Annotated in this window: 25 protein-coding genes; 7 read left to right on the forward strand and 18 right to left on the reverse strand. The window is 47.1% G+C overall.

Going from position 1 to position 25,554, the window contains the following annotated elements:
• The first annotated feature begins 9 nt into the window (after positions 1–9).
• Positions 10–687, forward strand: coding sequence for a response regulator (locus AC27N8_RS07415; protein ID WP_487065513.1), 678 nt, complete (start codon positions 10–12; stop codon positions 685–687).
• A 221-nt stretch (positions 688–908) separates the two neighbouring features.
• Here the strand turns inward: AC27N8_RS07415 and AC27N8_RS07420 are convergent, their stop codons facing one another.
• A complete protein-coding gene (locus AC27N8_RS07420) occupies positions 909–1,538 on the reverse strand; it encodes a TetR/AcrR family transcriptional regulator (protein WP_487065515.1) in 630 nt (209 codons plus the stop codon).
• 296 nt (positions 1,539–1,834) lie between these two features.
• On the opposite strand from AC27N8_RS07420, the gene AC27N8_RS07425 reads away from it, so the two are divergent.
• Positions 1,835–2,809, forward strand: coding sequence for an LLM class flavin-dependent oxidoreductase (locus AC27N8_RS07425; protein ID WP_487065517.1), 975 nt, complete (start codon positions 1,835–1,837; stop codon positions 2,807–2,809).
• 80 nt (positions 2,810–2,889) lie between these two features.
• Here AC27N8_RS07425 and AC27N8_RS07430 read toward each other — a convergent pair whose 3' ends face one another.
• From AC27N8_RS07430 to AC27N8_RS07505, 16 genes are all read right to left on the reverse strand, one after another.
• Complete coding sequence (locus tag AC27N8_RS07430) at positions 2,890–5,718, reverse strand: protein kinase domain-containing protein (RefSeq protein WP_487065519.1); 2,829 nt, start codon at positions 5,716–5,718, stop codon at positions 2,890–2,892.
• A 177-nt stretch (positions 5,719–5,895) separates the two neighbouring features.
• Positions 5,896–6,363 (reverse strand): hypothetical protein, encoded by a 468-nt coding sequence (locus tag AC27N8_RS07435; protein ID WP_487065521.1) that lies wholly within the window; start codon positions 6,361–6,363, stop codon positions 5,896–5,898.
• A 519-nt stretch (positions 6,364–6,882) separates the two neighbouring features.
• The gene (locus tag AC27N8_RS07440) at positions 6,883–7,266 is read right to left on the reverse strand and encodes an Imm50 family immunity protein (RefSeq protein ID WP_487065523.1); all 384 of its coding nucleotides are present in this window, start codon (positions 7,264–7,266) and stop codon (positions 6,883–6,885) included.
• A gap of 76 nt (positions 7,267–7,342) precedes the next feature.
• Positions 7,343–7,903: a hypothetical protein gene (locus AC27N8_RS07445; protein ID WP_487065525.1), complete on the reverse strand. Its 561-nt coding sequence runs from the start codon at positions 7,901–7,903 to the stop codon at positions 7,343–7,345.
• Between the two features lie 20 nt (positions 7,904–7,923).
• Entirely contained in the window at positions 7,924–8,649 is a 726-nt protein-coding gene (locus AC27N8_RS07450; protein ID WP_487065526.1) for a DUF2625 family protein, read from the reverse strand.
• A gap of 28 nt (positions 8,650–8,677) precedes the next feature.
• A complete protein-coding gene (locus AC27N8_RS07455) occupies positions 8,678–9,037 on the reverse strand; it encodes a hypothetical protein (protein ID WP_487065528.1) in 360 nt (119 codons plus the stop codon).
• A gap of 444 nt (positions 9,038–9,481) precedes the next feature.
• Positions 9,482–10,129, reverse strand: a complete 648-nt coding sequence (locus AC27N8_RS07460) for a hypothetical protein (RefSeq protein WP_487065530.1) — start codon at positions 10,127–10,129, stop codon at positions 9,482–9,484.
• Between the two features lie 149 nt (positions 10,130–10,278).
• Positions 10,279–10,797 (reverse strand): hypothetical protein, encoded by a 519-nt coding sequence (locus AC27N8_RS07465; RefSeq protein WP_487065532.1) that lies wholly within the window; start codon positions 10,795–10,797, stop codon positions 10,279–10,281.
• A 165-nt stretch (positions 10,798–10,962) separates the two neighbouring features.
• Entirely contained in the window at positions 10,963–11,292 is a 330-nt protein-coding gene (locus AC27N8_RS07470; protein WP_487065534.1) for a hypothetical protein, read from the reverse strand.
• Positions 11,293–11,407: 115 nt separating this feature from the next.
• Positions 11,408–11,782 carry a hypothetical protein gene (locus AC27N8_RS07475; protein ID WP_487065536.1) on the reverse strand — a complete coding sequence of 125 codons (375 nt, stop codon included), beginning with the start codon at positions 11,780–11,782 and terminating at the stop codon, positions 11,408–11,410.
• 284 nt (positions 11,783–12,066) lie between these two features.
• Positions 12,067–12,480: an SMI1/KNR4 family protein gene (locus AC27N8_RS07480; protein ID WP_487065538.1), complete on the reverse strand. Its 414-nt coding sequence runs from the start codon at positions 12,478–12,480 to the stop codon at positions 12,067–12,069.
• A gap of 179 nt (positions 12,481–12,659) precedes the next feature.
• Entirely contained in the window at positions 12,660–13,094 is a 435-nt protein-coding gene (locus tag AC27N8_RS07485) for a WapI family immunity protein (protein ID WP_487065540.1), read from the reverse strand.
• Between the two features lie 256 nt (positions 13,095–13,350).
• Positions 13,351–13,620 (reverse strand): hypothetical protein, encoded by a 270-nt coding sequence (locus AC27N8_RS07490; RefSeq protein WP_487065542.1) that lies wholly within the window; start codon positions 13,618–13,620, stop codon positions 13,351–13,353.
• Between the two features lie 432 nt (positions 13,621–14,052).
• Positions 14,053–14,277 carry a hypothetical protein gene (locus tag AC27N8_RS07495; RefSeq protein WP_487065544.1) on the reverse strand — a complete coding sequence of 75 codons (225 nt, stop codon included), beginning with the start codon at positions 14,275–14,277 and terminating at the stop codon, positions 14,053–14,055.
• A 683-nt stretch (positions 14,278–14,960) separates the two neighbouring features.
• Positions 14,961–16,943 (reverse strand): glycoside hydrolase family 9 protein, encoded by a 1,983-nt coding sequence (locus AC27N8_RS07500; protein ID WP_487067912.1) that lies wholly within the window; start codon positions 16,941–16,943, stop codon positions 14,961–14,963.
• Positions 16,944–17,076: 133 nt separating this feature from the next.
• A complete protein-coding gene (locus tag AC27N8_RS07505) occupies positions 17,077–18,156 on the reverse strand; it encodes a LacI family DNA-binding transcriptional regulator (protein WP_487065546.1) in 1,080 nt (359 codons plus the stop codon).
• 294 nt (positions 18,157–18,450) lie between these two features.
• Between AC27N8_RS07505 and AC27N8_RS07510 the strand changes: the two genes are divergently transcribed.
• The 4 genes from AC27N8_RS07510 to AC27N8_RS07525 all read left to right on the forward strand — a co-directional run bounded on the left by AC27N8_RS07510 (position 18,451) and on the right by AC27N8_RS07525 (position 23,537).
• On the forward strand, positions 18,451–19,785 hold the full coding sequence (locus AC27N8_RS07510; RefSeq protein WP_487065548.1) for a GH1 family beta-glucosidase: 1,335 nt from the start codon (positions 18,451–18,453) through the stop codon (positions 19,783–19,785).
• Positions 19,786–19,875: 90 nt separating this feature from the next.
• The gene (locus AC27N8_RS07515; RefSeq protein ID WP_487065550.1) at positions 19,876–21,561 is read left to right on the forward strand and encodes an ABC transporter substrate-binding protein; all 1,686 of its coding nucleotides are present in this window, start codon (positions 19,876–19,878) and stop codon (positions 21,559–21,561) included.
• Positions 21,562–21,624: 63 nt separating this feature from the next.
• Positions 21,625–22,611: an ABC transporter permease gene (locus AC27N8_RS07520; RefSeq protein WP_487065552.1), complete on the forward strand. Its 987-nt coding sequence runs from the start codon at positions 21,625–21,627 to the stop codon at positions 22,609–22,611.
• A 5-nt stretch (positions 22,612–22,616) separates the two neighbouring features.
• On the forward strand, positions 22,617–23,537 hold the full coding sequence (locus AC27N8_RS07525) for an ABC transporter permease (protein ID WP_487065554.1): 921 nt from the start codon (positions 22,617–22,619) through the stop codon (positions 23,535–23,537).
• Here AC27N8_RS07525 and AC27N8_RS07530 read toward each other — a convergent pair.
• Positions 23,508–24,011, reverse strand: coding sequence for a DoxX family protein (locus AC27N8_RS07530; RefSeq protein ID WP_487065556.1), 504 nt, complete (start codon positions 24,009–24,011; stop codon positions 23,508–23,510). The genes AC27N8_RS07525 and AC27N8_RS07530 overlap by 30 nt on opposite strands.
• Before the next feature lie 186 nt (positions 24,012–24,197).
• Between AC27N8_RS07530 and AC27N8_RS07535 the strand changes: the two genes are divergently transcribed.
• Positions 24,198–25,439: a DUF4097 family beta strand repeat-containing protein gene (locus AC27N8_RS07535; RefSeq protein ID WP_487065558.1), complete on the forward strand. Its 1,242-nt coding sequence runs from the start codon at positions 24,198–24,200 to the stop codon at positions 25,437–25,439.
• Positions 25,440–25,554 lie beyond the last annotated feature (115 nt).

Here is a 25,554-nt window from a genome sequence, read left to right on the forward strand (position 1 = left end):
AAGAAAGTCATGCAGGAACCGATTACGATTGTACTGATCGATGATCACCGAATGGTCCGTAAGGGTCTCAAAAGCGTTCTCGAAATGAGTGAGGATCTCCATGTGATTGGCGAGGCGAGCAGCGGCGAAGAGGCCCTACTGGCGATTGAGACGTGGTTGCCGCACGTGGCGGTGGTGGATATGTTGATGCCCGGTGGTATCGATGGCGTAGAAACGATCCGACGCATACGCGAGCTTACCCCCAACGTCCGGATCGTTGTCCTGACCAGTTCAGCCGACGACTCACACGTTATAGCCTCCCTGCGGGCAGGAGCCATCGGGTATGTACGCAAAGAAGCCGATCCAGAGCTCCTGATCGAGACTATTCGCGCTGCTATGCGTGGACAGTCGTTACTCGATCCAAGGATTGCCAGCGCTCTGATGCAGGAGCTCACTCAGACAAGCCGGCATAATGCCAGGCTGACCGAGCGCGAACTGGCTGTCCTGAGACAACTCGCACTCGGACAGAAGAATCGACAGATCGCAGAGACACTTGTGATTACCGAAGAGACCGTCAAAACGCATATTGGCAACATCCTGACAAAATTACAACTGGCACATCGCACGCAGGCGGCGATCTATGCCATCAAGAAAGGCTTGATCGGACTCGATGAGATCCAGATTCCGTTCTCGAACGATGATTTGTAAGATGTCTGGGAGTCCGACGTAGCGCCGTGATCTTGTGCCCGGCGACCAGTTCACATATGAAAAGGTTCCTCATCTCAATATTGAGTGACCAAAGCGAACGTTACGTACGTCACGAGGCCGCCGGGCACAAGACCACGGCGCTACGTCGGTGGGCGTGTCACTCCATCGCCTTCCGGATCTGTTTGCATGAACGTCTCCAATGAGACGTCGACGCGATGACGCTACTGGGGACGATGGGCTGCCAGGAAAAATGTGACGCAGGCGTCAACGTGCTGCTCAATCTCTTTATTGGTAGGAAAAGGTTTTATCCCCAGGCGTGCACGCTCGACGAGCCGTCCTTCCAGTAAGGCAAAAAAAGCTTGCGCGGAGAAATCTGGATCAGGAATGCATAAGCTTCCCTGGCGATCCAGTTCTTGCAGATAGGCGCTCAGCGGGTTGATGGCTTTTTCAAGGCTCAGGTGATAATACATCTGTCCCACTTCGGGGAAGTGTTCTATCGCGCCAAGAATGACTTGATACAGGGCAATCTCCTCCGCGCTGAAAGCATGAGTGAGTCTTCCCATTCCCAATTGATGCAGTACCTCGATCGGAGCCCCTTGCCCGAGCATTCCCTGACCATCTCGTTCTTGCTGGTCGCAGAGATGCCGGATTACCTCCTGAAAGAGGATGTCTTTCCCGCGAAAATGGCGATAGAGCGTCATAATGGACACATGAGCCTGCGCGGCTACCATTTCCATCGTCGTATCGGCGTATCCATGCTGGAGGAATAGCTCTTTCGCCGCAACTCTGATCGCTTCCTGCTTGCGCTCAAGCAGGCGAGCTTTCGGATGATCATCAGACCACGTTCGCATGGGTTCCTTCATTCCTTCCGACTTTGGCACACTTTTCTATGAATGACAGATTAACGATATGAGAGATTCTATTCTAGCATATTTGCTTTCACCTCGCCTCCTGCCTGCTCATTTGGTGCGCCGAGGTCCTGCCGTCTCATACGAGTCACTGGGACATCGCACGCAAGCGTGCAACGCTACGATGTCTTCGCTTCGCTTGACCCCTTTGACATGGCTTTGCCGTGATGATACGATAGGTTATCATATCGTTTGAAAAGGGCAAGATATTTTCTTGCAAAAAAAGAAAAGAGAGCTTTATGTCTATGAAGTTTGGCGCGGCGTTACCGCATGGCGGGGTGGGAGAGCTGGCAGGGATAAAAGATCCTTTGGAGGCTTACGAGACTGTCACGAATATTGCCAGAACCTACGAGGAAGCAGGATACGATACCATCTGGACGTCCGATTTCCTGTGGTCAGCAGGCTGGGCTGGAAATACATCCGGAGCGATACAATCATTGGAAGACTTTTTCTTTGAGTGCTGGACGACGACGGCAGCTCTGGCACGCGATACCAGTCGTATCCGCATCGGCCAGATGGCGACCAATAATCTCTATCGACATCCCGCGCTGCTGGCAAAAATGGCAAGTACCGTGGATGTAATCAGCCATGGTCGACTTACATTAGGCATCGGGTCCGGCACTCCGCTTCGAGCGGATCAGTTCCACGCCTATTATGGTCACGAGCAGCCGAAAACCTCTGTGTTATCAGGACAATTGAGCGAAGCCGTTCAGATTATCCTCGCGATGTGGACACAGGAAGAGGCCACATTTGAGGGGAAGTATTATCAGGTACATGGAGCCATCAATCAGCCAAAAGGGATACAGCGACCGCACATCCCCTTACTGATCGCTGGTAGCGGCGAACAGGTCACGCTCAAACAGGTGGCACAGTACGGCGATGCCTGCAACTTGTCCGGCGATCCTGCCACAATTCGGCATAAGTTGTCGGTGCTCAAAAAGCATTGCGAGGCCGTTGGACGTGACTATCGAAGTATCCATTGCACGGTGGGGCTGATCTGCATCATTGAGGATACCGATGAGCAGGCGCTGGCGAAAGTTCCCGCTGGCATGAAGGACTATATAAATTCCTCAGCCCTGGTGGGCAGTCCGGAGACTATCCGCAAGCGGATCGCTGAGTACGAGGAGGCCGGTACACACGAGTTGGTATTCAGATTTCCTGAACCTCTCAACCTCGCTCCGATTCGGCGCTTCGCACAGGAGTTTATCGCCTAGAGAATCTGCCCCAGGCTCCAAAGCCGATAGCAGCATCGACTCGGAGCCTGGAGCAAATATCATCCTTAAGGAGGATGAGATTAATAGACCTCAACTTCGGCAAACTGCATGCGATACAGATTGTTATCGCCTGAGCTCTGTCGCAGACTGCTTCCGACAATGCGAATATAGCGTACGTTTTGTAAGCTAAAACCAAAACCTTGTAATGCAGTCGTGGTCGGCGCAGGATAATTCGTACGTGACGCAACGGTGGTCCAGCTCTGCGCGTCATTTGAGACATCGATGGTAAAGTTGACGGGCATACCATAGCCAGCTGCGCCACTATTGGTACAGAGATAAAAGTCCATTTCATCGATATATTGCTGGCTGCCCAGGTCAAATTGTAACGTTTCGCTATGATTGGCAACGATATCACCGTTACTTGACCAGCCTGGTGAAGAGCTGGTCTCTGCCCTTTGTCCATCATGTACAGCAGCCAGCGACCAGCCATTATTTGGTTCGGAACTACTGGCGGTGACGGTAGCGTTACGTGCCACATTCGTGGCGGTAGCCGTCGGCGCTGGTTTTGGCGTCGCCGTGGGTATCGGTGTGGGTGTGGGTGGAGGGTTGTTAACCACTTGTCCAGGTGGCAATGGCGTCGCCGTCGACACCGGTGTCGCCGTCGGCCTGGGCGTCGCCGTCGGTTTTGGCGTCGCTTTATGCGTGGGTGTCGCTTTACGCGTGGGCGCGATTGTGGGTGTCGCTAACTGTATACCCGTTGTCCCTTGCGTAGCGGTTGGAATGAGTCGGGCAAGCATCGTCGGTGTGGCTTGCGTCTGTTGCAGAGCCACGACAATAGTTGCTGGATTAAACATAGAGGCAAGCAGAGTTGCAGCAATGCCGCAGAGTAGAGCTATTATGAGCAAAATAGTAGATCTACGCTTCTCGCGACGTAGTGGTGGCATGGATACAGGCTTCACATCCACCGCACTGGCACGCTTACTCCTGCTAGATCTCCTTTTTTCTGGCACGATCTCAACGGGAGATGGCGCAGGCAAAATCAGGGGAGGATCATCTACGATAGTGCTTTGCACATGCTCGTCACGGGATTGGTCAAGATATGAGGTAGTGGCAGGTGGCATGGAGGTGAGGATGGCAAGAAATTCGTCGTCCTGTATGGGAGAGAGCTGCGGTATTTGTCCATACTCATCCTCAAACTGATCAAGGTCCGTTGCGGATGCCATGGCAAGAGGCATCATGAGCGCATCGTCTTCCTGTATGGGACGAGGTTGCTGTATCTGCGTGTGCTCATCCGAGGCGATACGCACGCTCGGTAACATGCCAGAAGAGTTCTTAACATTCTCTAGAGACGCTGGCGTAAAGCCTAAAAGCTCCTCCTCAAGCATATCGAGCTCATATAGTGTGATAGGCGGTACAGTGCTGACCTCTTCGCGAGGATCTGGCTCGTTCTGTGCCGTGAGTCGCGCAGAGCTCATCTCTTCCTGAGGATCTGGTTCTTTTTGTGCTGTGAAATGAAGAGGACTAATCTCTTCCGGTTGTGAAATAAGCGGCGTAGTGCTGATTTCCTCCAGAGGATCTGGCTCCGTATCAAAAGTATAGTATTCATTTTCAGGGATCTCAGGCGGGACGTTGGTTGTGTCCAATGAGGAGGCTGTTTGATCCAGATCTGCGCTATGGTTGTCAGGAGATGGGTCGTCTTCTGAGCTTTCGATCTCCGCAGCTATATGCGACGCTTCAGGATGGGGCACAGGCTCAATGGGCATGACAGGAGGCTGCTGTCGCTGAAAAAAGTTATCAACGTACTCGGTGCCTGATTGATAGTTGCCGCCAGTGGAGCGCTTCGTATCGCTATCTCGTGCAGGCTGAGCACGGAGCGTTTCCTTACTGGTCGGCGATTGGGCCGGTGTGGGAGTATGCTGGCGTTTTTTTTCTTTATAGGTCGTACCAAGAACGAGCTGTGGCGGGAGTAGTATTTCATCTGTTTTTGAAGTCGATGCCGCTGGCTTAAGTTCTCTGGTGATATGGGCGAATGGAAAGGCTGGCGGCTCCGGATATATGGCCGAGGAGAGTGCCGCCAGAAATGTAGCCACATCAGCATAACGCTCTGAGGGCCTTTTTGAGAGTGCCCGCATTATCACCGTATCGACAGTGTGGGGGAGCGTCGAGACAATAGCAGAGGGCGTGCGTGGAACGTGTTGCCAGAAGAATAGAAGGTCATTGACGGCAAATGGTACGGTGCCCGTCAGTAGCTCATAGAGAAGGCAACCCAGCGCATATTGATCACTCTGCGGACCAATACTGGCGGCTAATTGTTCCGGCGCAGTTTTATTAATTGTTTGTGCAAGCTGCTCTGAAATCAAGCCTGTGAGTTGTTCCGGGGCCAGATAGCTGATCGTGCTATCTGCAAGTTTTTGCTCCAGCTTTTTTTCGCCGATAAGGTCATGCAAATTAAAATCGGTCAGGAGAACATCCCCTGTTTCCGTCAGGAAAATATTTTCAGGTCTGATGTTCAGATGTAATGTGTGTTGTGTATGCGCATAGATAATAGCCTGTCCGATACGCGTCAGGATGTGAAATGTTTCATCCTGCGTCAGGCGATGTGAAATACGCTGCTGCAAATACGTGCGCAGAGATCCACCAGGCAGGTATTCAGTAACAATATAAAGCTGTCCCTGCTCAATGCCAAAATCAAGCACAGGTACCAGCGCGGGATGCCTCAGTTGCTGGAGCCGTGTCTGCGTGCTCTGAAAGTACTCAGCCGTAGCAGCTGGATTGAGGCATTCCGCATCAAAAATCTTGAGGATCACCGTATGCTCAGGTTCTTGTATGGGGTGCGAGCGGTAGGTATCCCAGGCAAATTTTCGCGCGATGTGCTCAGTAATAGAATAATGATTGAATGTCTGTAACATAAAATAACCTTAATGAGATTATTGCCTATGGTCTTAAAAATATTTCTTCAACTATAAAGAGAATAACCCTCTTTTAAGTATAAATGATAAATGGACTTGAGAGGATATTTTTTTGCTTTTCACGGCAAATGTACCAAAGCAAGCACTTGAGGATGGTGTCCATGATAGTCCCATATGCTAGAGATGGAACCTCCACACCACAACTAAGAGACTTGTATAGATCAAGCCGAAGAGAACACGTCTCCGCATAAAAAGAAACCATTTCCTTACTGCGGTTCCAGCAGTTCTGGGGATTCTATAGCTATTGAGGCGATCGATAAGATACATTTCTTCCGTCCTATAGAAAACAACAAATGCAGAGAAGACCCAATATAGCATGATTGCTGATTTTAAATATGCACCAAATAAGGGACCTCCAGAGATAAGTATGCCAATAATAGCAATTACACCACTCGATGCATAGCCCAGGCACGCGATAAAGCCTACACTCCCGCGGGTCCTTTTACAGCTCGCATACTCACGTTTGTTTGCAGGGGTCTGTTCGAAATCCTCATCCGTTACCGCCATCTTCTCTTTCCATTTTTGGTACCTCTCTCTCAAAAAAAGCATAAAATACCTGTATCTTCTTTCCGAATCTTTTTCCAACTAACGTCTCTCCAGAGATGCTCCTCCAAGGGATTAAATTCCAAAGACGAGCATAACAATAAGATGGTTTTCTAAATAGAGATTATATACTTTTTCAAAGAGACAATTCTAGCGTTATGCGCATATGCGCGCAATTTGAAATAATATTAGATCTTCATCATTTTTCTCTATACTAACTTGTACAATAAGGTCAGTGAGAGGATTAATAATAGACATCTCAACCAGTATTACTTCATTAAATTCCAAGCATATCTGTGCAGTATTATATGGAAGAGACCAATCCAAGGAGTCATCGGGAAAACAGCTTAAATTGCCACGTAAAAGGATTACAGATGACGATGGCTGCCACTGCATTTCATACAAATGAAATATTTCTAAAGACGGCACCTGAGTATAGACACTCGTGACCAAAAAGGCATTATCGCAATATTCATACCACATATTTTACCTCTCACATCTTTAAAATAAAGCAGCGAAATCCTCTCATGAATATATTTCTTTCCTTGATAACTATTTTCATCATATTTTAATTTTGATTATCAACAAATAAAATATTTCAGACTCTCCTTGCAAGATACATATCTGCTGGTGATAAACGTTAAATGATATCAACCCTTCTACCGTTTTTCCTAGGCGTATAGATGCCGAATCAAGCGGACCATTATGCATAATATGCAAAGACAAAAGCTTGCTTAACCCTAACTCAGCGCAAATAGCATTATATCCTTGGTACTTCCAACGCTGCGGTACACGATCGGGAAACGGTAATTCTACAAGGATTTTAAGTGACGGACGGTCTGCTAAAAAGGTAATTTTGGAGATATTCACTGCATCCAAAGAAGGAACGGTCCTATAAAGATTAGTAATAGCCAGTGGATTTTCTGCAAGTTCATACCAAGACACATCATTACTCCTATTGAGAAGGTAGCACAATCTTCCGAGCTGAAAGTGATTGCTTTTGGAGTATTTTCGAAAAATTTTACCAATCTACCACTTCTTCTAAAAAAAGATCAGGTCCAAAATAGCTTATCAGGAGCTTTTGCAAGATAGTACCCGGCACACCTCCACCTCCTCCTATCATTGAGAAGAAAATAAGGCAATAAGTGACGTCACGATGAATCAATATATTCTCAGGCCCTCGCAAATTAAGAAGAAAGGGTTGCTTTAACGCATATATCACAGCACCATCCCATCCATTCCATCCACCGGGAAAGCTAATACAGCAATCTTTTTCGTCAAAAGGAACCTGCTCAAGAGCTGCCAGGAATGCTCTCTTATCAGATCCATAGTACCAGATCAAATCTCGAGGGAAATCGGCATCTTCTACAGCGAGCATAAATCCAGGAGCATTGGGCGTAATATAAGAGTCAGTGGCATCACCCCAATAAGATGGAAGAGAGCGAGCTTGTCCAACAAGGATGGCGGCCGGAAGAGTAAAAATACTTGTATCGAGAAGCTCACGAATAAAAGTGATCAGGTCAGAGGAATCCCATTTTTTCGCTGAGGCCGATGTTGCGACCAAATGAGCCAGGATTGCCATACATGCCTTCCTTTACTTATTCATTCACTATCACGTTTTATAGTAAATTGGATGTTGGCTCCTGGCGGAAGATCGCCAATTTGTTTTGAAAGATCAGTATATACATCCCACAATTCACGCATAGAAACAATACGACGTGAACGACTTGAGATCGGAGTTTCCTGGTTAAGAAATGGAAATGGATAGATCGATATTCCATTATCACCACTCATTGTTGAAATAGCCTCTTCCCAATCAGGCCAGCGCATATTTTCATAAAATATATCTAAACTTCCCATGAGTGCCCATTCAAGAAATTGTGTATAGGATTTATTTGTATCTTCCCATTGAAGCGTATCCGGGGCAAAATAAAATATATTCCCTGTTCTGCCAGGAAACGCACCACCATTGATGGCAAAAAATCCACCAATAATATCATGAGCGACTATCAATGCATCTTCGACTAAAGCTTCTCCAGTGTTTGTATCACGGATATTCCAAGAGTGCAAATCTCCTTGCATCTGTTCATTACCAGATCCAAGAAAGCGCAGCCAGCCACGATCAATCAAGATGCCTCCAGTTTCGAAGGCAATCGCACCTAAAGTAGAATGTGTGGTCACTTGAAGATAACTTAAAATAGCTTCACTGCGTTTCCTCTCCGCAGTAAGTAGTGTGACAGAATTTTCTGCATGATTGATCATTTTTTGAATGACAGGCCAAGCCGGATCATCCAAATCAATTAAAGCGCGAAGAGGTTTATTGTTCATTACACAATCTCTTCGTATATATACTGATTTATATGTGAATATCAGTGATGATATTCACATCATCAGGCGGCTGAAGTGAAAAAATCACTTCAAATTGATCTTCTTGAATTAACCCAGCAACTACCTCTTCAATATGTTTTCGACTCGTATTTTCAACCAGGATCATATCGCTTGACCAAAAATAGCTCCCCAGCAGACATTCTCTCGTTTTCCGATTCTTTTCAGTGAGCGTATGAATATTCCTGTAAGAAAAAAAACTTGCTACCCAACGAGTCTTATCCTCCCAAATCACCAAAACATCTGTATTACTATCAGCATAATCCCATTGATTTGCAGACCAATGCTCAGCTTCAATCCAAATAGTATATTTTTGAGATTTCCTCAGCATCTATTAATCTCCTCATAAATAGAAAATACAACCTCTCTATTGAATACTACTGGGTAGCCGAGATGGGTCTCTTCATCAACAATTAGCTATATAACTTGTTTTTGAGCAGCCAATCAAGTATGGTTCGAAGAACCTGAAACAAGATGTGATGTTATCATCAAAACAGATCGGGGCATGTATGTCAATACAAGAAATAAAAGTTATGGCAATATCCAGCATCCGACTTTATTTTGAGCACAATTATAAACGATAAACTGTCCAGACCTGCTGAAAATGGATAATTTTGAGTGACTTCCAGATGATATATCGTCTGGGCATCAGTGATACTCTTCCGACCAGGTCATCCTAGATCAAGGCTTCCACAACTGGTTAAAGTAATAAAATCATCAGGTTCTTCGCAATTTCATGACTCTACTTCTTCATTCTTCTTTTATAAGGTTTTTATCATTGTTTTTTTATAACATATTGATACAACATAACTATATGCTCAGGAATTTTTTCCAATAAAATCTGAGCTGTATCTCTTATCTCTTCATAAGGAGATTCTTTTCTTATTCGCAAAATAATAGGGATAAAACAGGTCAAGTATTCTGAATCAAGCACATCGATGGCATAAAATAACCGCTCGATATCGAAGAGCGCGAGTGCCTCTTTTTGAGAAAAGATATATAGCAATGAGGGAATACACAGAATGATAAACTCCTTACCCATTCTAGACAAAGCCAGACAAAGTTCTTCAACATCATCACTCCAATAGCGTCTTCCCTTTCCCTCATCCAAAAATATCTCAATGAAAAATGGAACAACAATAGGCGGACTTATTGTCGCAAGGTATTGTTCCGCTTCCAGGTAGCCAGGCCAATTCCCATCACATAAATGTTCCACCAACGTAGCGAGAGCAGGTCCATTACGAGGATAACCGATAGCTCCAAGGACTTGAATCGCTTCAGGCCATAAAGACTTCATTGGTCGTTGCAAAATGTGTATTAATTCAGATATATATTGAACAAGATTATCTTTCTCTTTAAGAAAAAACTGTTGCTTTTCCTCTTCCGATAAAGACATTATGTGGTTTAAAATATCTTCAATCATGAGACAAATCCTTACTAGCGTTCCCAGTGTAAGCTCACATCTGATCCCCTGGCTTCAATGTTCCAATGGCTTGCGTTCTCCAGGCATTACCTCCACAGAAATTCACCGAGACCATAGTAGTTCCTTTATAGAGGGCACCTCTATCTCTGCTATTCAATCAATTTAGTACAATCGAGTAATGCTCCCTGGCTCTGAATATACTGGAGGGCTGATCCAATCCCTTCTTTACTAAGCACATTTACAACGATCATATGAGGCTTATTATAACTTAGAAGGCGCTCTGTGCCGCAAATAATTTCTCCTGGCTCTCTGGCTAGCATTTCTGGAGTAATAAAGTAGCACCAGCGTCGCTGACCATTCGATAGCTCTATATCTACCTCAATCCAGTCCGTAGCCGTCTCTAATGAAACACACTTTAAGATACGTGTAAGCATTGGTGCTTCAACACCTAGCATGTCGAAACAACCCTGGGGATACCATCGAGCTCTTCCATTTTTGCCCCGCACTTTCACCTGATGCTTTTCCTCATCGCAGGCAAGGATTATGTATTTGTTACCATAAACTAAAGCATTAGAGTACACACCCTCTGTAATGCATGTCACTTCCTGTGTCATTGATACAGCCTCAACTTTAATCATAGGGAACTTGTTGTTTGTGATATTCCCCAAAAATGCTTCTATTTCCCTGATACGACAGAATTTTCGCCAAGAGCTTCAATGCAACTGTCGAGTAAAATCACATCAGAGCCTTTCTACTAAAACATATTTTATCAAGTTTATAAGATAGCTCATTAAAAACTACTGCCTTTTAACATATAATCTAAATATTGAAAATTAATATTTCAGAGGATCTATAAAGGGTTCCTGAAAGAGCATGATGTAATCATCAGCACCAACAGTAACATCATAAAGTGGAGATGTTGACATACGCCCCTGACACACCAATTTAACCTCTTCACCAGATGCAAGATCAAGGAGGAGATGTCGACTGGAGCACCAAGAAATAGTTAAAAAGATTTCGTGGCGCCCTGGTCGAACTTCAATTGAGCAATGTCTTTTCGAGCGAATAGTGCCAACCACCTTTTCATCAAGAACAATTTTGTATGAACGGAGAAGATCTACCCATGCGACTTTGCGTTCTATGTGAATAATTGCATTTTCCATCCTCATCTATTCCTTTCTCAAGGAGATTTTAATAGTAATAATCTCCAACAAAATGGGATCGCTCGGGCCGTCATAGCAATTGCTTGACTGAACGAGAGGCTGCAGACGCTCTCAATCATTTATCGGTAGCCGTAAGGCAGAAATAGAGCACCATCGTTTTTTCATACCCTGTCCCCGGAAGGTCTTGAGACCAAAATGTTCCCTGATCCCAGCGCTCTTGTTCCTCCATCATGACGCGGCGACAAAGCTGTGCGGATCGGTGGATGTAGGTCGACCAATCTTCCGTTGCTTCTCGGGGAAAATCACCACCCATAACAGGATGGTCATGTCCCTCAGAGATTTTTAACCAGGGTTCCCACCCAAGAATTGCCCAATGAGCATCTTCGAGAATATCCAGAGCTTTCAGTGCATCATCATAGGTCAGAACAATCTCTCTATTGGAGAGAGATTTTCGCTGTAAATCTTCCGGCAAAAGAAGTATGTCATCCATCCTAAAATTTCCTCTATTTTTGAAGTCAATTTATATTTTTTATCCAATGAATCCGAAATGCATCTGCAACATATTGGATGCTATACCTTGATACAGTATTTGAGCTAGAAATAATACACTTATGTTTCTCCTTACTGATGTTCAAATCAACAAGATTACTCGCTAACCAACCAGATACATGCAATTGCTGGACATGAAAAAACTGGGGCTGAAGATAAATAGTGACATGTGCCTGCCGCTTCCATCGTATCGGCACTTTGTTCGGGGATTAAAGACTAATTTAATCATATTGTCTGATGTAGATTAAGCCACTTTTTAAAATCTGGTTGTTGTAAAAGAGCCTGATGCACAATTTTATCAGGAGAATCTATGGAAATCAGATTATAGGCTTCTCGAAGCCATACACGAAATTCTTGATTTGCTGGCGTGTGAACAATTTGTTCTTCTGTTTCAGAATATTCTCCAAGAACAGGCTCTTCATCATAGGCCAAGATAAGAAGGAAATCTACTAATGTGTCAGCAAGCACAGCAGATCCTTCGCCTTCCGAACTTAAATAAATAACGGGTGCTTGCTCTAAAGGCATCTCCTTATGAAGCCAGAAAGCATAAACTGATCCGTTACTATCATGTCCAAAAGGTAGAAACTGTTTCAACAAATCCTGATTTTCTCCAATATATGAAACAAATAATGCATCCAAATTATTGTCTAGTTCAAACGAACCGCTGTATCAATTATTGACACGATTTTGAAACTGTAATAATTCCATAAGCACTTCAGGAACGGAATGCCCTTTAAAATTCTGCTGAAATTGTTCAAATGTTAAAGCCATATTCTTCACTCTCCTCTTTCTAGATAACCTGAATAGTTACCAAATTTTTACTTTCTCTTTCTCCTTTCCTTTACGATTCGTCCTGGAAATCTGGCCGTGTCTTCGCGAAGAGAAGATATAATTTGCAAAAGGTCTTCAAATGACTTAGTAATAATAAGATTTCCAGTCCATTCATTATTAATATGTCTTCCCGAAGGTAATTTACTTCCTTTTCCTGTGCTAAAATCAAAATTAACTTGTAGTTGTACTGCATCATGATAGATATTTAAAAGTTCAAAAGAAAATTTCCCATAGTAAAATTCAAAATTTTTCGGTGTTAAATGACGTTGATATATATTATCAAACCAAATTTCTAAACCCTTTAGTTCCTTCGTATGTAATAACGTAGTATTACTACCTTCTATTGTGTTATTACATTTTATATAAATTGACGCCTTCAATATATTTGATTTCCACTTATCTTTTATTACGTTTTTGATCATACTGAAATATGGTTAACTTAAATTCTTCATGCTCTGTTCCTAAAATTCGCATAATATAACCCCCATATCATAACCTCCATATCAATTTAAATAATCAACATATAGCATCTTCACCTTCCTACTACGGTAAAGATCGGAAAGGTCACCTCTGGATTGCTACTGTTAACATAACTATCGGAGAAAAAGGTCGAAAAGGAGGTTGCCTAACTTGGACACTCCAGAAGATTTTTCGTAGGAACGTCAATTATCTACCGTCCTATTCAATATCAAGCGGCTTCATAACCATATCTGCTAGCTGTTCATGTAATTCTTCGTGCGATTTAACAACATCAGCCCAAGTAGGACTATGCGTAATAAAAACTTTTGCCTCTTTTAAAGGAACATTATAAAGTATTTTTAACGCTTTCATTGACTCAATGACCGTGAAGCCATTTTGATGTAAAGAATAAATTATGTTCTCAATATTTTCTCCTTCCGCAATATATTTGCGATATCTTACTATCGCCAACTCAAATTTGTCTTGCATAATGTGTTCCTCCCAGATAAAATACGCGTAGCTGTTATTCTAAGGTTTTCAAATCCTCGGTCAGATGCTATCTTCATGGGTTCACTTCCACTAACCAACATTTCACAAGTCAGACCTGTCTCAACGTTACCACTATTCGTATATATAGATATGTTTTTTAAAGGATAAAAAAACCAAACACAATAGCATAGATAAAAAAGCTATTGTGTTTGGTTTTGATTTGCATCTATTCATAATTATGTTTAGTCTGGCGCAAATCAACTGTGACCGTTGATCGTATCACCAGTTTTATTCTTCAATTGGGAGCATTTCCAGATGAACCTCAAATGTTTTACAATAAAATGAGAAAAGATTATTCTCAGTTTCTCTCACCACGTAATCGATGTACTCCCATTGATGATCTTGCATCGACACAATACTTACCAAGCCAACCTAATTATATTCTTTAGGAAGATTAACTTGAAGATTAACAACTCCATAAAAAGACAGATGGAGAATGCCAACTTCAACGCCTTCACCAAAAAGGGTCATTTCTATCGCAACATGTGATATCGTCCCTTCGTGAGGAGTATCTTGACGTATCAATAACTCATCTAATAAGGTGTATTGAATTGGATGGAAAGACTCGTAAGCTTCGAGCAAACGATCTTTAAACACTCTATCTTCTCCTTACTACTCAAAACAAATGAAAAATACTTGAAAGTGAGGGAGTATACTCACCTGGAAAATGATCCAAACCCAGGCGATGATTTTTTGCGATTTATTTTCACCTGATTAACTTTTAATAATCGCGTTAGTTTCTCATGATTGGTTTCCATAAGCTAAATCCTGCAAAGGTCACAGGCGAGCATTTTTATATGTGAGTATCATATACTAAAGGGTATTTGGTTTTAATTTCTACAAAACATTCCTTCACATATTCAGTATTGCTCACTTCAATTAACACAACACTGTCAGATAATTTCAAATGGACAATTTCTTCTTCACCTTTAATAATCTGACCAGTTATAATAACACTATTTCCATTATCCTCGATTTTGCACGCAGTGTACATTGAAGGCGTTATATTCACTCCCCAAACTAATGGGTCCGATATTTCAAATTCAACATCGTAATAAGAGCCGATATCAGGAAGTTTCCCTATCCACAATGCGCACAGTTCCCGATGTCTGAAAGAAAATGCACTAGCGTGTGCTCCTGATCATGCTCTAATAGGGCATTCATCATTATTTTCATTGTGTTCTATTCTGAGAGTAAGAATTAGCATAGTTGTTTCTCTTCGAGGCGATTCATCCCCTCGAAGAGAAACAACTATGCTGCGAAAAGCACTTTATCTATGCTTACGCAACCTGTTGCGCAAAGAGCAAGATAGTCAATGCGGTATAATCATCGGCGGGCTCAGTACTGGGCCAGGCGACAACGTTGTCGTAGTAGCGAGCACCTTTGCCAGTGAAGGCATTGAAAGGATCGCTCCCGTTGGCCGGACAAGCTCGCATGCCATCCTGCAGACCGAGATCGCTAAAGTTTGCGGTATCGGATGGACCATCCACTGTGGCGCCGAGTTGCAAAGGAGACTTGCCGTCCAGCGAGCCAGACAGGTTAGCGATCTGGGATTGCATACAATTGGGGAACGTGGAACCTGCTCCGACGATGAAAGACGATCCCCACGCGTTCGCACCCAAAGCCCAGTTACGCTGTGTCAGTCCAAAGGTCTTGTAGATGGTTTTGTCGGCCAGTTGATCATAGAAGGAGGCTTCAAGTGCGTATCCGAGTGCATGGGGAGTGGCATCACCTCCGCCATAGGCGATGCCAAAGCCAAAGGGATCACTTTTGGCCTGCGTGGTGCCTGCATTCAGTTGCTTTTGTAGGTCGCTGAGCAGAGCCGCTTGCGTGACGGCCAATCCGCCGGGCTTTCCAGCCTGAGTGATCGCATTATACAGTTCATAATGAGCCAATCCGCTGACATCGTACAGATTGAGCGAGTCGGCAGCATCATTGGGACCAGTGATGTAGGCGTTGCCCCATTTGGCGGCGGCCTTCAGATAGTATGCAGGATCGGTGTGCTTGAGTCCTGATGGCAGATTACCCAGCGCGATCGCGTTATACAGTTCAGTGGCACCCAGTTCCATATCATCGCGCCATTCGGTCTCGGGATAGTAGTCATGTGGGGAGACGGTGAGCAGATCGCCTACGCTGCTGGTTTTGGCGAGATCAAAGATGTTTTCGGCACTGCTCAGGCACTTATTGGCATAGGTTGGATCTGTGTTGTGATAGAGTTGATAGCACAAACCGAAATCGGCAGCCAGGCGTCCGGCCAGGTTAGGACTGATCTGAGCTCCGGCGGCTCCTGCCGCGAAGACTGGACGGTATTTGACATAATAGGCAGGACTGCTGGTCGTGACGCTCAACTTATCGTCGGCCTGCGGAAGTCGCCATGTGTCGTGATCGCCTAAGATGCTATCACCGTTACCGTCTCCGATCCCGACCTGATAATAAAGTGTCTTAGTGGAGTTATTCCACATTTTTTGGAGCCAATCCAGGCCATACTTGCCCTCGCGCTTGAAGTTGGTTGCGCCGCCGCTGAGGAGGCTGGGATACTGTCGAGCAGCGTAGAGCATGATGGCGTCAGTATAACTGGCGGTCTCGACAAATTTGACATAATCACCAGCATCAAACCAGCCGCCCGAAACGTCGATGGGTCCACCGATCTTTGTCAGCGTCCCCTGCAAAGTATCGTTGTCGTCGTAGCTGGGAGAACTATAGATCGAGGCTTTTTCGTCGGTGAGATGCGATGGCTGACGATCCAGGACGCTGGAGTCGACATCTGCTCCGTCTCGCTGCGATTGATAGAAGATGAGGGCGTTGGAGAGCAGGTTGGTGTAGAGCTTTGCACCACTGGCAATTTTAAAGGTGGGAGAGGTCGCACCAATCGACCCACTTACATGAATACTATAGCTGCCAGCGGTCTTAAAAGCGGTAAAATCGATCAAATAGCTATTGGGAAACGCCGTACTCCACTTTCCTTTACTGGCTCCGACGGTCCCAGAATACGCCGTTGCACCAGTTGATGTGTTGACCAGACTATAGGTGGCAGCACTATCGGAGCCGGAGGCGAGCAAGATGGCCTGCTTTGTTTCGTCCGTGATGTAGCCAACCTGATTCAGACGTACATAGGCTTTGCTGGCCGCGTAGCCGGTACTTTGCTGCGTCAGAAATAAGGAGAGTACCAGGATGCTACCACACACGAGCATACAGATAGGGATAAAGGCTTGATACCTTTTTGGATCATGGGTCGAATCTTTTAAATGAGCTTTTGTGTACATTTCCAAAGGATTTTTCCCCGCTTTCCTTGTCAAGGGTCCCTGGACTGATGATTGGCGGATACAGAAACATCCCACTCCTGAAACTGGAAACTGTTGCTTGCATACCTCATCAAATGGTGAGATGGTACCAACATTACGTCAGGCGCGGCGCGGCCACCGATTCACGTTTCACCAGTTCAATACCGATTAATTTGGTCAAATAAGGTTCGTCAGGATTCGTCGCACGCTCGATCAAAGTATTCAGCGCCACCTCACCCAGAGCTTTAGCATCAACGCGAATGGTCGTCAGAGAAGGCGTCACATGTTGGCCCAGATCGATACCGTCGAAACCGATGATTGAGACATCTTCTGGAACCTTACGGCCTGCCTCGCGCAGAGCCTTCAGCGCACCAATCGCCGTCACATCATCGACACAAAACAGGGCACTAAAAGAGACATCCCGCTCCAGGAGACGCTTACAAGCTTCGTATCCTCCCTCCAGCGTAAAATTACCAGCCTCCACCAGATCGTATGAGACCAAGAGGCCGCGATCCAGAAAGGCCATGCAGTACTGCATCCAGCGCTGCTGCGCCGAGTAGATGCTCATCGGACCCTGTCCCGGCAGCGTGGGACCGCCAATGAAAGCGATCTGCCGATGACCCAGTTCGAAAAGATAATCCATCGCCTTCGCCGCTCCCTGACAATTATCGGGCAGGATCGTATCAACGGGCGTTGTCAGATCCAGCGCATAATTATCCACCTGTACCAGAGGAGTGTGCGTCGCCTGGATGGTCGAGATGATCTCCTTATCTGCCTGCCCCACCAATAAAATACCACCGAGACGCATCTCGTAAAGGGCCGCTGTCAATAAATGGGGAGTGTTACGGATATCGGTGATAGTGCGATAGGTGATCTTGATGTTCGCTTTGCGTGAAGCGCTTTCTACTCCATGAAAAATAGGGGTCCAGTAAGGGTCCATGGTGGCTGGCGTGGCTTCGATACTGGAGCAGTAGAGAAAGCCCACTTCTTTGAGCATACGTCCTGTCGAGCGAGCAGTGGCAACCTGTCCACTGAGTGGAGAGCCACGAAAATATCCAAGTTCCGCAGCCACCCGCAGGACACGCTGGCGTATCTCTTCGCTCACATTCATGTGATTATTAAAGACACGCGACACTGTCCCCACAGAGACATCGGCACGTCGAGCAACATCTTTTGCAGTAACTGAATCCGCCACGTCCAATTGTTCTCCTTACCGTCACAAGCAAACAGCTTCATGAAATAATGCGCATATATTTCACAACAAAGTTCATTTAAGAATGATAATCTATCCTGGCAAGAAAGTCAATTCAGGCATTAAAAAGGTCGAGCGAAGCGAAGATAGCTTTCTGCTTGCCTCCCATTGACATTTTCGGGAGGAGTACGTTACTATTGTTTCATCATCCAATAACAGTCATGTTTCATTGAGTTCATCGCGGATGTTGAAGTTATTGCTACAAGGATGCTAGCAGTGAAAATGAAAAGAGGGACTATGGTTCAATTTCCTGAGAACTTTCGTTGGGGGGCAGGCACATATAGTTATCAGGTTGAGGGGGCGGCGAGTGAGGATGGTCGTGGCGAATCTATCTGGGATCGCTTCTGCGCCACACCCGGAAATATACTTAATGGTGACAGTGGCCTGGTGGCCTGTGATCATTATCATCGCTACGCCGAGGATGTTGCTCTGATGAAAGAGCTCGGCATCGATATGTATCACTTTTCCATCGCCTGGCCACGCATCATCCCCACAGGACGCGGAGAGGTGAATCAGGCAGGACTCGATTTCTACGATCGTCTGGTCGACACATTATTAGAGGCTGGCATCGAGCCTTTTGCGACGCTTTATCACTGGGATCTACCTCAGGTGCTTGAGGATGAAGGTGGCTGGGCCAGACGCGAGACGGCCTATGCATTCGCCGACTATGTCGAGGTAGTCACCAAACATTTTGGCAAGCGTATCCATCATTGGCTCACCCTCAATGAGCCAGCGGTGACTGCTTTCGAGGGCTATGAAATTGGCATTCATGCTCCTGGCGTCAAAGATGTGCGCGTCGCCTGGCAAACATCGCATCACTTTTTGCTGGCTCATGGACTGGTGGTCCCGATCATCCGCGCCAACGGCGACGCCAGGACACAGGTCGGAATTACGCTCAACTTCACCCAACTTGATCCCGCCACCTCGTCGCCAGAGGATAGCGCTGCGACACGCTTTATGGATGGCAAAATGCATCGCTGGTTCCTTGATCCAATCTTTCGCGGCAGCTATCCTGCCGACGTGCTTGAGCATCTTGGCGATGTCGCTCCAAAAACTGAGCCCGGCGATGCAGAGATCATTGCTCGCCCACTCGACTTCCTGGGAGCCAATTACTACACGCGTTTCTTGATCCAGCACGACGCTACAGCCTTCAGTGAGTATCCATCCGTGCCTGTCGAAGGAGTCGAGCACACCGAGCTCAATTGGGAGGTCTATCCTTCAGGCATCTACCAGATGCTCACCCGCTTGCATCGTGAGTACGCCATTCCACAGATCTATCTGGTCGAGAACGGCGCGGCCTTCGCCGATACCGTCGACGCAGACAATAGCGTCAATGACCCACGTCGCATTCATTATTTACGCGAGCATCTATTACAAGTCCACGCCGCCGTCGCCGAAGGAGTCCCACTGGCAGGCTATTCTGTCTGGTCGCTGCTCGACAACTTCGAGTGGTCGGAGGGATATAGCAAGCGCTTTGGCATTATTTATGTCGACTATCCCACCCAAAAGCGCACCATCAAGGCCAGCGGCCACTGGTACAAAAATGTAGTGGCCACAAGTACTGTGCACTAATCACAACCGTAGGGAAGATATCTGTAGCACGGATTTGTATATCTTTGAACCAACCACATAAGACACTATTGCGCAAGCAGGAGGTTATCGGTGGCGAGTACAATCATTTTCCCGAGGACGATGGCAAGCAAGCAAGGACAACTTATGCTGGCATGCATGCTTATCCTCACAGCAGTGCTGGCAGCCTGTGGTAACAGCAACAGCTCAAAAACAGCCAACACCACACTCATCATGCAAGCGAACCAAGCGGGTGACTATCCAAGAAATTTTAATCCATACGCAGGTAGCGTCGTAAGCGGCACCCAGGGACTTATCTACGAAACCATGCTGATGTTTAATCGCATCTCGGGGACATCCAAACCCTGGCTGGCCACGAGCACCAGCGTCTCCAGCGACACCAAGACCGTGACGTTCAATCTGCGCAAAGGCGTCAAATGGTCTGACGGCACAACCTTCAGCAGCGCTGACGTCGTTTTCACCCTGAACCTGATCAAGAAATATCCCAGCCTGGACCTCAATGGTATTGACTCCTACATCAAAAGCGTCGCCGCCCCGGATGCCAATACCGTTACGGTCACATTGACGCAGCCCTTCTCGCCCATCCTCTGGTACCTGGGAGGACAAACATTCATCCTACCACAGCATATCTGGTCCAAAGTTAAAGGAGATCCCAGCCAATACGCCGATCCTAATCCAATTGGAACAGGTCCATACACGCTCAAAACCTTCACCCCTCAGCTCGTTACACTGGCCCGCAACGCCGGCTACTGGCAAGCGGACAAAGCCAAAGTCACGCTGATCAAGATTCCTGCCTTCAACGACAATACCAGCGACGAATTGGCTCTTGAGCATGGACAGGTCGATTGGACCAATCTCTACATCCAAAACGTCCAAAAATCGTACGTTGACAAAGATCCGCAGCACAACCACTACTGGTATCCGTCCAGCGACGTCGTCTACCTCTACCTGAACCTGAAGAAAGCGCCATTTGATCAGCTAGCCGTACGGACAGCCATCAGTGACGCCATCAATCGCGATCAACTGAACACAGTCGGAGAAGGTGGCTATGAGCCAGCCGCGACGCCGACCAGCCTGCTGCCCGCATACTCACAATTGCTCTCGCCCGCGTATAAGGACCTGAAATTTACCTTTAGCATCGCTAACGCGATGAGCGCACTGGAGAGCGCCGGCTACAAGAAAGGCTCTAATGGTATCTTTGCCAAAGATGGCAAGGAGTTGGCGTTTAATCTGAACGTGGTGAGCGGTTTCAACGACTGGATTAACGATGCGCAGTTGATGGAAAAGAGTCTGAGCAGCGCGGGCATGAAAGTCACCGTGAATACCATCGACTACAACACCTACTACGACAAGTTGCAGCAAGGCGATTATGATACCGCGATGCTCTGGACCTCGGCCGGTCCCTCGCCCTACTACCTCTACAACGGATTATTAAATAGTGCAAACAGTGCCCCGATCGGTCAGGCCGCTTCGACCAACTACGAGCGCTGGATCGATCCAACAACCGATGCATTATTAAATGACTATGCCTCATCGACGGATACAGCCACCCAGACCAAAGCGATCCAGGGGCTAGAAAAAATCATGGTTGAGCAGCTCCCGAGTATCCCACTCACCTTCGAGCCATACTGGGGACAGTACAGCACAGCCAAATTTACTGGCTGGCCAAGCGCGACCGATCCTTATCAATCGGCAGGCACGCTTGAGCCTCCCGATACCGAAGATGTGATACTCCACCTGCAACCAGTCAACCCGTAAAAAGAAGCGTCGTATCCCTGGATACGACGCATTTTCAATATACTCCTTAGAAGGAGAACATCTATGCGCCACATCCTCCGTCGTATTGTCTTCTATCTCGTCGCGCTCTGGGCCTCAGTGACGCTGAATTTCCTGATACCACATCTCTCGCCAGGAAATCCGGCGGCCGCCATGCTGGGGCGCATGAAGGGAAAAGTATCACCAGAAGCCATCCGCGCACTTGAAATCGCCCTCGGAGTCAATCATGCTCCCCTGTGGCAACAATACCTCCAATATCTTACCAATCTCATACAAGGAAACCTCGGCATCTCCGTCACCTATATGCCCACACCCGTCAGCGAAGTGCTGGCACAGGAACTCCCCTGGACCATCGTCCTGGTCGGAGTCTCGCTCGTGATCAGCTTCGTCATCGGAACAGTCCTTGGCATCATCGTCGTCTGGCGACGCGGTTCCTGGATGGATGCAATCCTCTCACCCCTTTTTACCTTCCTATCGGCAATTCCATATTTTTGGCTGGCACTGGTCCTGCTCTACTATCTGGGAGCAAATCTGGGCTGGTTCCCGCTGCATGGCGGCTATGATGCCGATGATACTACGATAGGATGGAATATCGATTTCATTCTCAGCGCCTCCTGGTACGCCTTTCTGCCCGCACTCACGATCGTGATCGGCTCAATTTCAGGCTGGATGCTCGGGATGCGCAATGCCATGATCACGACGCTCTCCGAAGATTATGTCTTGCTGGCTGAGGCCAAGGGACTTTCGACCTGGCGCGTGATGTCAACGTATGCGGCGCGGAACGCCATCCTGCCCAACGTCACCCAATTTGCGCTCTCACTCGGCTTTGTCGTCAGCGGATCAATTCTCACCGAGATCGTTTTCTCGTATCCAGGGATTGGCTACGCCACGCTGGAAGCGGTCCAGAACCTGGATTATGCGCTTTTACAGGGGATATTTTTAGTCATCTCGATTGCTGTACTGGCCGCCAACCTGATGGCCGATGTGGCCTATGTGATCCTGGACCCACGCGTACGCACCAGAAAGGGATAGCCATTATGAGTGTTTCTTCTATCACGCCCACGGCCACATCGACCAGAGTCCGTATCAGAGACTTCTGGCGCATGATCAGCCGCAACCCCAAGGTACTGATCGGCCTGATTATTGTGCTCTTTTTCACGCTGATCGCTATTTTTGGACCCCTATTCATCCATATCGATCCCGGTGCGCCGGGTCCAGATCAGCTCCAGGCACCCTCGGCGGCCCACTGGCTTGGGACGACACAACTGGGACAGGATATTCTGGTCCAGGTCATTATAGGCACACGCCTCTCGATGATCATGGGCTTTGTAATCGGTGCCATGACGATGATTATTTCGGTCGTCGTTGGTCTGGTGTCGGGCTACTTCGGAGGCTGGATCGATGAGGTACTTTCGCTGATCACCAACGTCTTCTTAGTTCTGCCGACGCTGCCACTGGCCATCTTGCTGGCCGCATTCATCGCCTACAAAGGACCGCTCACCATTGGCATCGTCCTCACCGTCACCGGTTGGTCCTGGGGAGCACGCGTGATGCGCTCACAGACGCTCCTGATGCGCAACATCGATAGCGTCGATGCGGCCCGTTCCAGCGGAGAATCCTCGTTCAGGATCATCTTCTTCGAGATCTTCCCGAACGAGATCGCCATCGTCGCCTCGCAATTCTTAGGGACCATCATCTACGCCATCCTGGCCGAAACAGGACTGGAATTCCTCGGACTCGGCAACATCAATAGCGTCAGTTGGGGAAGCATCCTCTACTGGGCCAGCAACGACGACGCCCTGGCACTCGGCTCCTGGTGGTGGTTCCTCGTCCCAGGACTCTGTATCGCCATCCTGGGCGCCGGGCTCGCCCTGATCAACTTTGGCATCGACGAGATCGCCAATCCAAAGCTGCGCACAGAACATCGCTCAGTCATCAAAGAGCTCAAAGCCCAGTAACGTCGGTGAGCTTGATCTCTTCAGGGAAAGGCGCTTCCGCGTCGCGTCGGTGCTCCACAGGACGAGCCAGATAAAGACGCCTTGGAAAGGGAAGCGAACCCAATGATAAAAGCGCGTTTTCGCGAAGCGTCCGGAGCGGATGTCTTTGACGGCGTGATAGATGTTGGCCGGAAAGACGACAAGCAACAAGCCGACCATACTCCAGGCCGAAACGCGCTTCCAGCGAGGTATGAGCAGGCCGATGCCTCCGACGGTCTCCCAGAGTCCTGTCAGATAGAGGGCCGTACGCCTGAAGGGGAGAAATTCGGGAATGATCTTCAGTTCTGTATCTGCGGCGATAAAATGCATACTGGACATCCCAATAAACATAACGCCCATCGCGATGCGGACAATATTTTTTAACCGCGCGAGACCTGAGGAAGATTTTGTCTGTACTTTCATCGAGATATAATTGTGCCAGGAAGAGAATGACACATCCTTTCTTACAATATAGTCAAAACATAACAATAAAGATGAGATAAAATCATATGACTACGAGAAAAATCTCTCTCTAGCATAACACAAAAAACAGCCCAAACTTCATTCATGCTGGATCGTATGAAATAGTAGTGTCCAAAGAAAGTTTGGGCTGTTTTTCAGGCGTAAAGGAGAGTTAGCGCGATGCAAAGTCAAGAAGGCACTTATTCGCAGCCAGAACATATCCCACCGATTGAACGTGTCAACAATACAGATCCGCAAGAACAGAGGACCCAATCCGAGGAGACGCCTCCCTACGATCCAGCAGAGCGTCCCTATGCCGAGGGCTATAGCGACCAATTTCCGCCACGCGATTGGCTCGGAGACGGCGAAAAACTACGTCCATCGAGCAATGAAAAACAAAATAGACGTAACGTTCTCATTTTTGGCGGTATCATCTGCCTGGTTATCCTGCTAGCCAATATGATGGGTCTCTTATCCAGCGGCATCATATGGATATTCCTGTCACTTATGATCACCGCAGCCATATTCGTGATCATCACCAACTGGCGCATCGTATCCATGTCACTCCCCATAAAAACATTTGAGGTACAGGAGCATCCCCAATTGATCATCAACAACGCCGCCGGCACGATCACGATTCACCGCGGTGAGCAACACACGATCACGGTAGCCCCCACCAAGCGCGTCTCCGGCGTCTGGACATCGCTTGATAATATGCGGCTCAACTATCAGCAGCAGAGAGATATGATTACCATCAATAGCGAGATCAAATGGTTTCCATTCCAGTTTAGCTTCAGAAACTTCGATCTCGACATCACGGTCCCACAAAATGGCACACTACAGGTGAAGACCGGTTCGGGCAAGATCTTCATCCAGGATATTAATGGAGAGATTACGCTGCACACTGGAAGTGGATCGATCCAGGCTCACGAACTACAGGGCCAGATCAGCTTATCAACCGGAAGTGGAAAAGTCAACGCATCTCAACTGCAAGGTCGCATCACGCTCAAAACCGGAAGTGGCTCTATGCATGTGCACAAAATCGCTGGAGCCATACAGATGAGAACGGGAAGCGGATCAATCGAGGCCATGTCGATTAATGGTCGCGCAAATTTCACCACTGGGAGCGGTAAAATCCAGGTCTTGGAGTCGCGCCTGACCGAAGAGACCCTCCTCAAAACCGGCAGCGGATCGATTGAGTTTTCTGGCACGCTTGATCCTATCGGAAATTATACGCTACGAACCGGGAGCGGTCGCATCCACATTACCCTGAAGCAGCGCACAGCGTTTAGCTTACAGGCATCCACAGGATCGGGCAAAGTCGTCAATGAATTCAATAGTAACGAAGTAGGCAGCGCCCCACGAGCTCATCTGCTAGCCAAAACCGGCGGCGGTATTATCATCATTCATCGCGGGTTATGATTGATAAATGCATTTAATACAATATATATGTATGGATTTACGGCATTTTTTGACGTATGGGAACATATAAGGCTTCTCATACGTCTCCCTTATAGAAGATTAAATACTATCTTCA

It is taken from the genome of Dictyobacter sp. Z7_2 (genome assembly GCF_057551105.1).

Excerpts from the sequence above, each read along its gene's own strand:
- AC27N8_RS07415 (WP_487065513.1), top strand. The coding sequence starts at position 10 with ATGCAGGAACCGATTACGATTGTACTGATCGATGATCACCGAATGGTC.
- AC27N8_RS07420 (WP_487065515.1), bottom strand. The coding sequence starts at position 1,538 with ATGCGAACGTGGTCTGATGATCATCCGAAAGCTCGCCTGCTTGAGCGC.
- AC27N8_RS07425 (WP_487065517.1), top strand. The coding sequence starts at position 1,835 with ATGTCTATGAAGTTTGGCGCGGCGTTACCGCATGGCGGGGTGGGAGAG.
- AC27N8_RS07430 (WP_487065519.1), bottom strand. The coding sequence starts at position 5,718 with ATGTTACAGACATTCAATCATTATTCTATTACTGAGCACATCGCGCGA.
- AC27N8_RS07445 (WP_487065525.1), bottom strand. The coding sequence starts at position 7,903 with ATGGCAATCCTGGCTCATTTGGTCGCAACATCGGCCTCAGCGAAAAAA.
- AC27N8_RS07450 (WP_487065526.1), bottom strand. The coding sequence starts at position 8,649 with ATGAACAATAAACCTCTTCGCGCTTTAATTGATTTGGATGATCCGGCT.
- AC27N8_RS07455 (WP_487065528.1), bottom strand. The coding sequence starts at position 9,037 with ATGCTGAGGAAATCTCAAAAATATACTATTTGGATTGAAGCTGAGCAT.
- AC27N8_RS07460 (WP_487065530.1), bottom strand. The coding sequence starts at position 10,129 with ATGATTGAAGATATTTTAAACCACATAATGTCTTTATCGGAAGAGGAA.
- AC27N8_RS07470 (WP_487065534.1), bottom strand. The coding sequence starts at position 11,292 with ATGGAAAATGCAATTATTCACATAGAACGCAAAGTCGCATGGGTAGAT.
- AC27N8_RS07475 (WP_487065536.1), bottom strand. The coding sequence starts at position 11,782 with ATGGATGACATACTTCTTTTGCCGGAAGATTTACAGCGAAAATCTCTC.
- AC27N8_RS07485 (WP_487065540.1), bottom strand. The coding sequence starts at position 13,094 with ATGATCAAAAACGTAATAAAAGATAAGTGGAAATCAAATATATTGAAG.
- AC27N8_RS07490 (WP_487065542.1), bottom strand. The coding sequence starts at position 13,620 with ATGCAAGACAAATTTGAGTTGGCGATAGTAAGATATCGCAAATATATT.
- AC27N8_RS07500 (WP_487067912.1), bottom strand. The coding sequence starts at position 16,943 with ATGTACACAAAAGCTCATTTAAAAGATTCGACCCATGATCCAAAAAGG.
- AC27N8_RS07510 (WP_487065548.1), top strand. The coding sequence starts at position 18,451 with ATGGTTCAATTTCCTGAGAACTTTCGTTGGGGGGCAGGCACATATAGT.
- AC27N8_RS07520 (WP_487065552.1), top strand. The coding sequence starts at position 21,625 with ATGCGCCACATCCTCCGTCGTATTGTCTTCTATCTCGTCGCGCTCTGG.
- AC27N8_RS07525 (WP_487065554.1), top strand. The coding sequence starts at position 22,617 with ATGAGTGTTTCTTCTATCACGCCCACGGCCACATCGACCAGAGTCCGT.
- AC27N8_RS07535 (WP_487065558.1), top strand. The coding sequence starts at position 24,198 with ATGCAAAGTCAAGAAGGCACTTATTCGCAGCCAGAACATATCCCACCG.